Annotated in this window: 9 protein-coding genes; 4 read left to right on the top strand and 5 right to left on the bottom strand. The window is 73.2% G+C overall.

Going from position 1 to position 12,194, the window contains the following annotated elements; translation table 11 throughout:
* Positions 1 to 79 precede the first annotated feature (79 nt).
* On the top strand, positions 80 to 2,233 hold the full coding sequence (glgX, locus tag E6R62_RS25365; RefSeq protein ID WP_136215839.1) for a glycogen debranching protein GlgX: 2,154 nt from the start codon (positions 80 to 82) through the stop codon (positions 2,231 to 2,233).
* On the opposite strand, the gene E6R62_RS25360 is transcribed toward glgX, so the two are convergent.
* Positions 2,217 to 2,933, bottom strand: coding sequence for a hypothetical protein (locus E6R62_RS25360; protein ID WP_136215838.1), 717 nt, complete (start codon positions 2,931 to 2,933; stop codon positions 2,217 to 2,219). The genes glgX and E6R62_RS25360 overlap by 17 nt on opposite strands.
* A gap of 599 nt (positions 2,934 to 3,532) precedes the next feature.
* Between E6R62_RS25360 and E6R62_RS25355 the strand changes: the two genes are divergently transcribed.
* The 3 genes from E6R62_RS25355 (at position 3,533) to E6R62_RS25345 (ending at position 5,515) form a co-directional block, all read left to right on the top strand.
* A complete protein-coding gene (locus E6R62_RS25355) occupies positions 3,533 to 3,982 on the top strand; it encodes an SRPBCC family protein (RefSeq protein WP_136215837.1) in 450 nt (149 codons plus the stop codon).
* A gap of 145 nt (positions 3,983 to 4,127) precedes the next feature.
* Positions 4,128 to 4,478, top strand: a complete 351-nt coding sequence (locus E6R62_RS25350) for a PRC-barrel domain-containing protein (RefSeq protein WP_136215836.1) — start codon at positions 4,128 to 4,130, stop codon at positions 4,476 to 4,478.
* Between the two features lie 428 nt (positions 4,479 to 4,906).
* Positions 4,907 to 5,515 carry a response regulator transcription factor gene (locus E6R62_RS25345; RefSeq protein ID WP_136215835.1) on the top strand — a complete coding sequence of 203 codons (609 nt, stop codon included), beginning with the start codon at positions 4,907 to 4,909 and terminating at the stop codon, positions 5,513 to 5,515.
* A 34-nt stretch (positions 5,516 to 5,549) separates the two neighbouring features.
* Here E6R62_RS25345 and E6R62_RS25340 read toward each other — a convergent pair whose 3' ends face one another.
* The 4 genes from E6R62_RS25340 to lanKC all read right to left on the bottom strand — a co-directional run bounded on the left by E6R62_RS25340 (position 5,550) and on the right by lanKC (position 12,092).
* The gene (locus E6R62_RS25340) at positions 5,550 to 7,352 is read right to left on the bottom strand and encodes an ABC transporter ATP-binding protein (protein WP_136215834.1); all 1,803 of its coding nucleotides are present in this window, start codon (positions 7,350 to 7,352) and stop codon (positions 5,550 to 5,552) included.
* Positions 7,349 to 9,211 (bottom strand): ABC transporter ATP-binding protein, encoded by a 1,863-nt coding sequence (locus tag E6R62_RS25335; RefSeq protein ID WP_136215833.1) that lies wholly within the window; start codon positions 9,209 to 9,211, stop codon positions 7,349 to 7,351. Before E6R62_RS25335 ends, E6R62_RS25340 begins: the two co-directional genes overlap by 4 nt.
* Before the next feature lie 74 nt (positions 9,212 to 9,285).
* Positions 9,286 to 9,420: a SapB/AmfS family lanthipeptide gene (locus E6R62_RS25330; RefSeq protein ID WP_136215832.1), complete on the bottom strand. Its 135-nt coding sequence runs from the start codon at positions 9,418 to 9,420 to the stop codon at positions 9,286 to 9,288.
* Positions 9,417 to 12,092: a class III lanthionine synthetase LanKC gene (gene lanKC / locus E6R62_RS25325; RefSeq protein WP_136215831.1), complete on the bottom strand. Its 2,676-nt coding sequence runs from the start codon at positions 12,090 to 12,092 to the stop codon at positions 9,417 to 9,419. The genes E6R62_RS25330 and lanKC overlap by 4 nt, the downstream gene beginning before the upstream one ends.
* Between the last annotated feature and the right edge of the window lie 102 nt (positions 12,093 to 12,194).

Here is a 12,194-nt window from a genome sequence, read left to right as displayed (position 1 = left end):
CTGCCCGCGCCGGGACTCCTCGCCCCGTTCTCCGCCGGGCCGCCCTGCCCGAAGCCCTCGGCGACAGTAGCGTGAGCCCATGCGTACATGGACGGGCAAACCGTATCCCCTGGGAGCGACGTACGACGGCTCCGGAACCAACTTCGCACTGTTCTCCGAGGCCGCCGAGGGCGTGGACCTCGTCCTGCTCGACGACGCCGGGCGCGAGACCCGTGTCCCGATGACGGAGATCGACCGGTCCGCGTGGCACATCCACCTGCCCGACGTGGGCCCCGGACAGCGGTACGGCTACCGCGTACGCGGCCCGTTCGATCCCGCCGCCGGGCACCGCTGCAATCCGGCCAAGCTCCTGCTGGACCCGTACGCCACCGCCATCGACGGACAGCTCGACCACGACGAGTCCCTGTACGGCCACCGCTTCGCGGACGGCGCCGAACCGAACACCCTGGACAGCGCGGGCCACACCATGCTGTCGGTGGTCACCGACCGGCGTTTCGACTGGGGCGACGACAAGCCGCCGGGCTACGCCTACGGCGAGAGCGTCATCTACGAAGGCCACGTACGCGGCCTCACGCGCACCCACCCCGCCCTGCCCGAGGAACTGCGCGGCACCTACGCGGGCATCGCCCACCCGGCCATCCTCGACCACCTGACCGGTCTCGGGGTGACGGCCCTGGAACTGATGCCGGTGCACCAGTTCGTCCAGGACGGCCACCTGGCCGAAAAGGGCCTGTCCAACTACTGGGGCTACAACACCATCGGCTTCTTCGCCCCGCACAACGCCTACGCCGCCACCGGCGGTCGCGGAGCACAGGTCACCGAGTTCAAGCGGATGGTGAAGGCGCTCCACGCGGCCGGCATCGAGGTCATCCTCGACGTCGTCTACAACCACACGGCCGAGGGGAACGACAAGGGGCCCGTCCTCGCCTTCAAGGGCATCGACAACTGCGCCTATTACCGGTTGGTCGACGAGGACCGCTCCCAGTACTACGACACCACCGGCACCGGCAACAGTCTGCTGATGCGCCACCCCAACGTGCTGCAACTCATCATGGACTCGCTGCGCTACTGGGTGCAGGAGATGCACGTCGACGGTTTCCGCTTCGATCTCGCCGCCACCCTCGCCCGCCAGTTCCACGAGGTGGACCGGCTCTCCGCCTTCTTCGACGTCATCCAACAGGACCCCGTCATCAGCCGCGTCAAACTCATCGCCGAACCCTGGGACCTCGGCGAGGGCGGCTACCAGGTCGGCAACTTCCCTCCCCTGTGGTCGGAGTGGAACGGTCGCTACCGGGACGCCGTCCGCGACTACTGGCGCGGTCGCGAAGGCATGCTCGGCGAATTCGCCTCCCGCATCACCGGCTCCGCGGACCTCTACGAACACGACCGGCGCCGTCCCCTCGCCAGCGTCAACTTCGTCACCGCCCACGACGGGTTCACCCTGCGCGACCTCGTGAGTTACGACCGCAAGCACAACGACGCGAACGGCGAGGACGGCCGGGACGGTGAGGACGACAACCGCTCCTGGAACTGCGGTGTGGAGGGCGAGACGGACGATCCCGCGGTGCTGGCCCTGCGCGAACGGCAGCAGCGCAACCTCATGACCACGCTGATCCTCTCCCAGGGCATCCCGATGATCAGCCACGGGGACGAGCTCGGGCGCACCCAGGGCGGCAACAACAACGCCTACTGCCAGGACAACCCCACCGCCTGGATCGACTGGGACCTCGACGAAGGGGGCCGACGCCTCCTCGACTTCACCTCCCGGCTCATCCACCTGCGCCGCCGGCACCCCGTCCTGCGCCGCCGACGCTTCTTCTCCGGACGCGCCGCCGGTCACACGGGGCTCCCGGCGGATGTCGAATGGCTGCGCCCGGACGCCTCGCCGATGGAGGAGGAGGACTGGACGTGGCCGCACGCCGGCGCCCTGACCATGTTCCTCAACGGCGAGGCGATCACCGAGCCCGACCGCTACGGCAACCGGGTCACCGACGATTCGTTCCTGCTGATGTTCAACAGTTCGGACTGTGCCGTGGACTTCCGCCTCCCCGGGAGCCGCTTCGCCGCCCGCTGGACGCCGCTCTTCGACACCGCGACGACGGACGCCCCGGACGAGCGGGAACTGAAGCCGGGCGCAGCCCTGCGCCTGGAGTCACACAGCACGGTCGTCCTGCGAAGCGCCCGCGAGGACCACGTGCGCGAGGACCCGGGGCGGGTCAGCGCAGGATGCTGACGGCCCGGGCGATGACCAGGAGCGAGGTCAGCAGGGCCGCCACGCTCTGGACGGCCATGAGCACCTTGGCGCGGGCGGAGAGGGGCATCGTGTCCGTCGGGCTGAACGCGGTGGAGTTGGTGACCGACACGTACAGGTAGTCGATCAGGGTGGGCACCCAGTCGGAGGCCTTGCTGGCGCCGTCCGCGACTTCCTGGACGGCGTCGTCGTTCTCGTCCTGGGAGAAGCGGAAGTCCGCCAGTTGCAGCTCCTCGCGGGGGGTCTGGGTGCGACTGACGGGGCCACCCCGGTCGAGTTCCCAGTAGGCCAGGCCGAAGGCGATGATGTTGGTCAACCACACCTGGAGCGCCGCCACGAGCAGGGAGCGGCCGTCGTCGACCCCGGCGTAGAGCAGCTCGTGGACGAGGATGCCGAGGGCGGTCAGATTGCTCGCCACGATGAGCAGGACCAGGGCCACCGACAGGACGCGGAACGCCTTGGTCTGGCGGGTCAGCCGGCGCGGGTTGATCGCGATCAACGGCAGGAGCAGCAGTACCTCCAGGGCCGGCAGGACGTAGCGCGGGGCGATCAACAACTGCTGGGGCAGGGCGAGGTAGAGGAAGATCGCCGCCAGCGTGGCGACGACCGCGGGAACCCTGGGTTCGCCACGCCGTTCGTGTCGCGGGTGGCGGGTGCGGGCATCGGTTCTCGTAGGGGACACGACGACAACCGCCTTCCTTCTGTGTGGGCCGGTCGATGACCCGAGGGCGGTGCATATTACGTCGTCGTGGAAGCGGGTGGCCGCTCGGGCGCGCGGGGGCACGGGCAGCGATGGCGGGGGAGCCCGGGTACGGGGCCGCCGTGGTACGCGGGGGGGCTGCCGCCCCGTCCGGGCCCGGGGGTCTCTGCGGGGCAGTGGCCGCCGGGGGCTTGCCCGGCCCGGTTCGCTGCGCGGGAGCAGCCGGGCGGGGCCGGGGTGCCGATGCGGCGGGACGGCAGCATGGGTCGGGCCCGTGGACCGCGCGCGTACCGGGGGGAGGGGCTCGGCGCGCGGCCACCGGTCCTCGGTGTACCGCTTCGACGCCGATGGAGCGGCGCCGTACACCGACATCCCCGCGTATGACCCGCCCCCGCACCGTCAAACGCCCTTGCACACGGGATATTTGCCACGCCGTCCTCCGGGGTCCGGTGCGGGGCGCGCGGACGGGTTTCGGCGGCGCCGGGTGATGAGACGGCGAAAAGGGGGCACGGGCGGAGGCGGGAGACGGACTCCCCGGTGCGCCCGGCGGCAGTGGCGCCCGTGATCGGAAAGGCGTGGTCATGTCCAAGGTCGAAGAGTCCATCGAGGTCGAGGTCCCCGTCCGTACCGCCTACAACCAGTGGACGCAGTTCGAGACGTTCCCCCACTTCATGGAGGGGGTCGAGCGGATCGATCAGCGGACCGACACCATGACCCACTGGGTGACCAAGGTGGGCGGTACGCAGCGGGAGTTCGAGGCGGAGATCACGGAACAGATCCCCGACGAGCGGGTCGCCTGGACGACCCTCGGCGGAGAGGTGAAGCAGGCCGGTGTGGTCACTTTCCACCGGCTGGACGACACCAAGACCAAGGTCATGCTCCAGCTCGACTACGACCCGGACGGCTTCACGGAGACCGTCGGCGACAAGCTCGGCTTCGTCAAGCGGCAGATCACCGGTGACCTCAAGCGGTTCAAGGAGTACATCGAGGCGCGCGGCCACGAGACCGGCTCCTGGCGCGGCGCGGTCTGAGCGGCGGCAGGCCGGAAGTCGGTTCCCGGAGTGTGGGAACCGAGCACCGGGGCAGGCGGGCCGATACGAGGCCCCCGCCCCTCCGGAACCTCTCGAACAGGTCGGCGGAGCAAGGGGCCGACGAACCGATGAAGGAGATGTTCGCATGTCTGGGAACGTGTGGGGCTACCGCGAGACCTCCGGCCGAGCGCCGGGCGCGGACCTGACGGGCTACAAGGTCGAGGCCACCGACGGCGGCATCGGCAAGGTGGACAAGCACTCCGACGAGGTCGGCTCCTCCTACATCGTGGTCGACACCGGGCCGTGGATCTTCGGCCGGGAGGTCCTGCTCCCGGCGGGCACCATCACGCGCATCGACCCGCAGGAGCAGAAGATCTACGTGGACGGGACGAAGGAGCAGATCAAGAACGCTCCCGAGTTCGAGCGGGAGAAGCACCTCGACGACCAGGAGTATCACGGTCAGGTGGGCGGCTACTACAGCGGCTTCCTGGGCTGACCGCAACTACCCCTCCCCGATCCCGCAGGCGGGCGGCGCCGGTTCATCCGGCGCCGCCCGCCTGCGTTCTCGTCCGCGCCCGGTGACCCGACCGCACGTGACTCGAATCCCGCTTTTTTCGCTCACATGTGTCGCGATCCAATAGGTGTTCGAACATATGGAGTGTCTCGAACGGGCATGTGCCGGCCGTCCGTGCGCCGTCCGCCGGCGGAATCCGGACACATCGTGGTGACGGGCGGTCCCGGGCGGCGGTGGAGTGCGGCGACAAGTACGACATGCCGTGCGCGGGCGGCCGAGGCGTCGACTCATTACGGCCACGCGCCCCCGTGCGCCCGCGATGGTCATGTTCCGGGGGGCGGTACGTGGGCAACCGCTTGGTGCTGATGAAGCCTTGACCGTCCGCTGCCACCGACGTTCGGAGAGTCACCATGACCAAGGTCCTCGTACTGCACAGCGTCAGTCTCGTCGGGTCCGCCCTGGCCGCCCTGCTCAGATCCGAGGGCGACTTCGACGTCACGGCCGCGGGATGGCGGACGGCGGCCCGTCAGGCCGAGTACTTACGACCGGACGTGGCCGTGGTCGACGTCGACTGTCCGGGGGCGACGGCTGCCCTCGCCGGGGAGGGCCCGGGCCCGGGACGACTGCTGGACCCGCCCACGCCCCTGCTCGTCCTGGCGACCGCGAAGACGCCCGGCGCGCTCGGCCGCGCCTTCCAGGCCAAGGCCCTCGGCTACGTCGACAAGGACGGCTCTCCCGGCCGGCTGGTCCGCGCGGTCCGCAAGGTGGCAGCGGGGGAACGTTTCATCGACGCGGCCCTGGCCTCCGCGTTCATGGAGGCGGACCCGGTGCCCCTCAGCCCGCGCGAGCTGAGCGTCCTGGCCCGGGCCGCGCAGGGCGACTCCGTCGCCGAGATAGCCCGCGCCCTGCACCTCGCCAGCGGGACGGTCCGCAACTACATGGCGGCCGTGACCCGCAAGACGGGCGCGCGCAACCGCATCGACGCGATTCGCATATCCCGCAGCGCGGGCTGGGTGTAGGGGCGACGCCGGGGGCGGTACCGGACAGGCTGATTCAACGGGGCGCGGCGGGCGCGGCCGGCTCCTCCTCGCCCCACATGCCCACGAGGTCCCGGTAGAGGGCCGACCGGGCCGGGAGTTCCGCGTGGGTGCCGCACACCGCCCGGGTCCCGTCCAGCACGAGGACCCGGTCGGCCCGCGCCGCCGACGAGATCCGGTGGGCCACCACGATCAGGGTGCCGGGCCTCGCGGCGAGGGCGCGCTCGGCCCGCTCCTCGGCCTCCGGATCGAGGTGGCAGGTGGCTTCGTCGAGAAGGAGCAGCGGGGCGGGGGAGAGGTAGGCCGCGCCGAGTGCGAGCAATTGCCGTTCGCCCTGGGACAGTCCCCGGGGGTCGAGGACCGCGTCGTACCCGCCGAGGCGGTCGACGAGCCCCCACAGCCGCAGGGCGGTGACGGCCGCGTCCAGCCGGGACCCGGGTATCGGCCCCGGGCACAGGTGCGTCAGGTTCTCGCGCACGGTGCCGGTGAAGACGTACGCCTGCTGCGGCAGCAGCGTCCGGCGCGGGTCGGGGCCGTCCCCCCTGGGGGGACGGGCGGGCGCCCCCGCCACCAGGACCTGGCCCCGGTCGGGGGTCAGCAGCCCGGCGAGCAAGGCGGTGAGCGTGGACTTCCCGATACCGCTCGGGCCCACCACCGCGAGGTGCTCGCCGGGCCGCACGCGCAGGTCGAGCCCGTGGAGCACGGGATGGGCGTGGGCCCCGTAGGCGAAGTCGACCGACCGCAGCTCGGCGGCGGCGGTGGGGCCCTCGTGCGGGGTGCGACCGCCCGGCCCACCGCGCACACCCGACCCGCGCGGATCGGCCGGATCGGCCGCCGGACGGGCCGGCGCGGTCGCCGGGGGAGCGCGGAAGCGGTCCAGTACGACCAACAGGCGCGTCCCCGCCGAACCGAGGGCCGCCATCAGCGTGTCGAGGGCGGGAAGCAGGGACTGCAGCAGATAGGTCACGGCGCCGGCGAGCGCGCCCGCCGTGATCCCGCGTTCGAGCAGCCAGGGCGTGGCGGCCAGCAACGCCACGACGGGCGCCCGGCCGGCCACGCCGAGGGCGACGGTCCGCACCGCCCCCCAGCCGGCGAGCCGTCCGGTCAGCCGTTCCTGGGCGGCGATCAGCGGTTCCACCGCGCGGGCCACGGCCGTTTCGCCGCCGCACGCCACGATGTCGCGCAGCGCGCCCGCCGCCTCCCCCACCCGTGCGGCCAAGGCCTCCTCGGTGTCCAGCGCCTCCCGTTGTACGGCCGCCATCGGGCGCAGCGTGGCCGTGAAGGCGGCGAGCCCCAGCAGCAGCGGCGGCAGCACCACCAGCAGCAGTACGGGCGCGAGCGCCGCCATTCCGACGAGCGCGCCGACGGCGGTGAAGAGGAACGAGCGGGCCGTCAGGACCAGACCGGCGAAGGAGTCGCGTGCCATCTCGGTCTGCTGCGTCAGCCGGGAGACCGCTCGCGCGTCGGCGGCCCGGGCGGGGTCGGCGACCGAGGCGGCCAAGGCCTGGCCCACGGCCCGGCGTACGAGCCCGTCGCGCAGCGGTTCCACCAGGTCCGCGAGTGCGGTGAACACCCCGCGCAGGGCGAGACCGCCGAGCAGGGCGCCGCATCCGGCCACCGCCAGCCACGCCGCGCCGGTCGCGGCGCGGCCCGCGAGGAAGCCGTCGTCCAGCGCGCGGGCGACGCCGTAGCCGCCGAGGAAGGTGTGCGCGGACTCCAGCAGCGACCAGAGCGCGAGGGCGGCCAGCGGGCGGACGCGGGGACGCAGGAAGCGCCGGGCGTCGGCTGCCAGGGTGCCACCGGGCCCGGGGCGACTCACGAGAGCCCGCCCGCGCCCGGCCCGGCGACGGCCCCGGCCGCCGGTCCCGAGCCGTGCGCCGCGGCGGACTCCCGGCGCGGGCCCTCCTGTCGTCCCGGTCCCGGCTCCACCGCGAAAACGGCCCGGTACGCCGGGTCACGCCACAGGTCGGCGTGGACGCCGGCGGCCCGGATGCGGCCGTCCTCCAGCCACACCACCAGGTCGGCCCGGGCGGCGGCGGAGACCCGGTGCGCCACCACGATCCGGGTACCTCCCCCGACACACCGCGCCAAGGCCCGTTCGACCTCCCGGGCGGTCAGCGTGTCGAGGCTGGAGGTGGCGTCGTCCAACACCAGCAGCCGGCCGGCGCGCAGGAACGCCCGGGCCAGGCCGAGGCGTTGCACCTCGCCGCCGGACAGCGGGGCGTCCGCGAGGGCGGTGTCGTAGCCGTCGGGCAGGCGCAGTACGAACGGCTCCGCGCCGGCGGCCCGCGCCGCGGCGCGCACCTCCTCCCGCGTGGGCGCGGGGCCCCGGCCGAACGCGATGGCGTCCGCGACGCTCTTCCCGACCAGCGCGGGCCGGTCGAAGGCATGCCCCACCTCTCGGCGCAGCGCCGCGACCGAAAGCTCCTCCAGTGGCACCCCGTCGAGCAGGACGCGGCCGCGGTCGGGGTCGGTGAGGCGGCCGGCCACCGCCGCGAGAAGGGATTTGCCGGCGCCGGAACGACCCACCACGGCGAGCGTGGCACCGCCCGGGACCACGAGGTCGATGCCGTCCAGGACGATCCGGCCCTCGCGCACCACCCGGACCCCGTCCAACTCCAGCCGCCCCGGTCCGTCAGCCGACAACTCACCCACGCCGCAGCGAAGTTCCGGGAGATCGAAGACCGCCGCCGTCCGGCCCGCGGCGGCCCGGGCCCGTACGACGGCGGCGACCCGGCCGGTGACCGCGCCGATGCCGGCGGCCAGCCCGGCGTAGCGTACGGCCGCGAGCAGCTCCCCGACCCCCAGCGCCCCCGCCACCAGCCGCAGCCCGCCCACCGCGAGGACCACGTAGAGCAGCAGGGGCATCAGGGCGGAGGTCCTGGCGGTCGTGCCGCCGTAGACGCGCCACATCCGCCGCCCCTGCGCGTCCAGTTCGGGCAGGTCACGCAGGACGCGGGCGCGTTCGCGGCCGACGGTGCCGGCGGCGGCGATGGTTCGGGCCCCGGCGAGGGCCTCCACGAGACGCGCGGCCATGCCCAGTTGGACCTCCTGGTACCGGGTGACGCTCGATCCCGAGTCACGGGCGAAGGAGCGCAACAGCCAGAACAGGACGGGTAGTCCGGCGAGGAAGGCGAGAGCGGTCCAGGTGTCGATGAGGAAGAGCGCCACCAGCCCGCCGAGCGGTGGCAGCAGCGAGGCCACGCCCGCCGCGGCGGCGGCCGGCCCCGTACCGGCCTCGGTGGCGTGGGCGGTCAGTCGCGCGGTGAGGTCGCCGGGGGAGTGGCGAGCCGCGTGGTGCGGGGACGCGCGCAGCAGCGCGGTCAGCCCCCGGCGGCGCAGCCAGGCCGTGCTGCGGCCGTTGACCTGCCCCGTCAGCCGGGTCGTGAGGGCGTCCAGAAGCACCTCGGCCGAGATGACGGCGGCGCACACCAGGGTCCACGCGCCCCCGGCCGGGTCGCGCCGCAGCAAGAGGTCGAGCGCGTGGCCGAGCACGGCGGGTTCGACGAGGGCCGTGAGGGCGGCGGCGACCGCGCACGCGCCCACGGCGCCGGTGCGCACCGCACTGTGCCGGGCGGCCGCCCGCAGCGCCCGGTCGCCGGCGCGACCGGACGTTTTCCCGCCGGGCGCGGCGGCGTTCGGACCCGCGGGGGTGGACGGCGGTGGGGGCGGGGTCATCGTCGAGGCTCCAAGGAATCCGGAGATGGCTCCGGGCCCGGGCGGCGAACCGCCCGGGCCCGGAAGCTACCCGATCAGTGACAGGTCGTGAGGCTCAGGCTGCTGTCGCCGCAGAGCAGCAGGCTCGCCTGGCTGCCGCCGCCGTGCAGCGCCGCCTCGGTGGTCTCTTCCTTCACGGTCTCCATCGACTGCAGGTCAAGAAGGGTCATGTCAGGTTCCTCTCGATGAGTTGGTGCGATGGGGTCACGGCCCCGCGGGGATGCGGGACCGGCTCTGGGACCGCCGCGGCGCGCCGCAGCGGTGGAAGGAACGGCAGTCGGGCGTGCCCGCCGGGCGTCGCGCTGCCGAGTGCGAGCAGGACGCCGGCCGTGCCCGTGGACAGGTCCATGGACAGGCGCATCAACTGTTCGCCGGGGAAGGCCAGATGCCCTTGGTACGGCACGGCGTGCCGGGCCAGTGCGGCGATCTGGCGGTCGAGGTCGTCGGCCCGGGTGCCGTCCGGGTCGGGGGTGGTGGTCCGCGCCAGATGCAGCACCATGCCGGCCGCGCCGCGGAACAGGCCGGGCTGCGCGTAGAAGTTGGACCGGGCGGCGCGGACGATCTCGCGCCGGGCCTGATCGAAGCGCGGGTCCTCGGCGTGCTCCGACCAGTCGTCCAGCACCATGCCGATGCCGACGCTGCCGGCGCCGAGGTAGGGCATGGTGCGCCACCCCTCGTCGACTTGCAGGGTGCCGAAGGCGCTGGTCACGCACCGGTCGAGATCGCGGTGCAGGGCCTGTCCGGCGCGCCGGAGGTACTCCTCCTCGTGGGTGCGTTCGTACAGGCGCAGGAACAACAGGGCCGGACCGGAGTTGCCGTACAGCAGTCCCGCACGGGTGAGCCGGGGGGCCGAGCGGGCGACGAGTTCGGCGCAGCGCAGGGCGGCCGCGTGCAGTTCGCCCTCGCCGGTCGCCGTACCCAGCGCGTCCAGGGCCAGCCCGATGCCCGACAGCCCGCTGTGCAGGTCCGGGCCGGTCTCCTGCCACGACTGGCGCAGCAGTTCCCCGGCCAGGGCGAGCGCTTGCTCCCGGTGGCCGAGCCGGTCCAGGGCCCAGGCGGTGCCGGCGAGGCCGTCGTAGAAGCCCAGCGGGGTACCCGAGCCGGGGTCGCCCGCCCGGGCCAGTAACCATTCCTCGGCTTCGGGCCAGGGCTCGGCGCCGGTCTCGGCCAACGCGTACAGCACCCCGGCGGCGCCGTACCCGAAGCCGGTGCCCCCGCCCTCATGGGTGAACTGGGCGATGTCGCCCGGGAAGAGGCGGTCCTCGCGCTCCGGTGTGGCCGAGGCGCGCAGCGCCGCCGCCATGGAGCGGCGGGCTCCGACCCCGTCCCCGGGCTCCGCCGGGAGGTAGGGCCCGGTGGGTACGGGCACCGGGCCGCCCGGTATCGCCGCGGGGTCGCCCGGCGTCCCCCCGGCCGGTTCCCCGGCCGGCCCGGCGAGGATCTCCCGGACGGCCTCGTCGAAGAACCCGCGCGGCACCGGGAAGAGTTCGGCCGCGGTGGCGGCCAGATGAGCGGCCTTCGCCCGGTCCAGGACGAGCAGGCTCGTCAGCGGGAGGAACAGGGCGAGACGCAGGCAGGCCAAGGCGTAGCGGTCCACCGCGAAGCCGCGGCGGTCGGGTGGGGCGACGAAGGCGGGGTTGGCCACCGTCTGTCGCAGTCCCTCGTCGACGTGCGCCGCCGCTTCGAAGTCCAGCAGTGCGACGGACGGTTCGCCCGAGGGGTCCTCGGCAACCATGATGTTGAAGAGGTGCAGGTCGTTGAAGACCACCCCGCGGGCGTGCACGGCCGCCACGGCCTCGGTGACCCGTTCGTGGATCTTGAGGGCCCAGGCGGTGTAGTCGGCGAGCGCGTCCGGCGTCGGGTCCGCGTGGATCAGCGGGTGTTTGCGGGCGAAGTAGGTGTTGAGCGGCTTTCCCTCCAGGTACTGCATGACCAGGAAGTGGTGGTCGCCGACCGTGAACGCCTCGCGGACGGCGGGTACGCAGTCCAGTCCGGCCAGTCGTTCCAGCGCCGACCGCTCCCGGTCCAGCCGGGCCACCGCGTCCGCCCCGTCGGAGGCGAGGCCCGCGTACGGCCGGCCTTCCTTGAGGACCACCGCCTCGCCGGTGCGGGTGTCGCGCCCGGCGTAGACGCCCCCGCCGTTGGAGAAGTGCAGGGCCCGCTCCACCGTGTAGGGGAGACCGGCGAGGCTGACGGCGGACCGCGCGTCCAGGTGCGGCTTCAGGAAGGGGGGCAGTTCGACCCACTCCGGGGGCTGGAACACCGGCCCGCGCTGGTCGGGCACGAGGCGCCCGTCGGGAGCCTCGATCGCCGGGACGACCTCGCCGTGCTCGTCGTAGCAGTGCCGCAGGGTGAAGCTCCCGTAGCGCAGGTGGACCGGACCCGAACCCCAGCGCAGATCGCTGAGGATGTACGGGCCGGGCTCCCCGTCCAGCAGGCCGGCCAGGTCCTCGGCGATGCGGCGGCACTCCTCGGTGTCGGCCGGATAGACCGTCAGGAACTTGCCGCTGGCGCCCCGGTCGGCGTATTTGGCGTTGCGCAGGTGCAACAGGTACCGGCTCGGTACGAACTTGAAGGCGACGCGGCCGTCCACGCAGTAGTCGTATACACGGGCCAGGACGGACTCGGAGTTGTCGAGCGTGGCCGAGACGTGGATCTTCCAGCCCTGGGAGGGCAGTTCGAGACCGAGCGGCCGCAGGGCGTACCAGCTGCCCGTGCGGTGGGAGCGCCAGCCCTCCGGTACGGGGGCGAGCGCGGCCGGATAGCTCTCCTCGACCCGCCGGTACGGCGCGTCGTAGAACCAGCGGTCTGCGTCGCAGAAGGCGGCGTACCCCTTGTTCACCCGTACTCCCTCGATCGGTCGGCGGCGGAACCACCGTGCCACCCGGGCCGGGCATGGCGACAGTCACGGCTGTCACCGATGGGGTGTGCAGAACGCACGTGT

The organism is Streptomyces sp. A1136 (assembly GCF_004795055.1).
Taxonomy (GTDB): domain Bacteria; phylum Actinomycetota; class Actinomycetes; order Streptomycetales; family Streptomycetaceae; genus Streptomyces.
The sequence above is the reverse complement of the archived record's forward strand: the minus strand, read 5'-3'. Positions and strand labels throughout refer to the sequence as shown.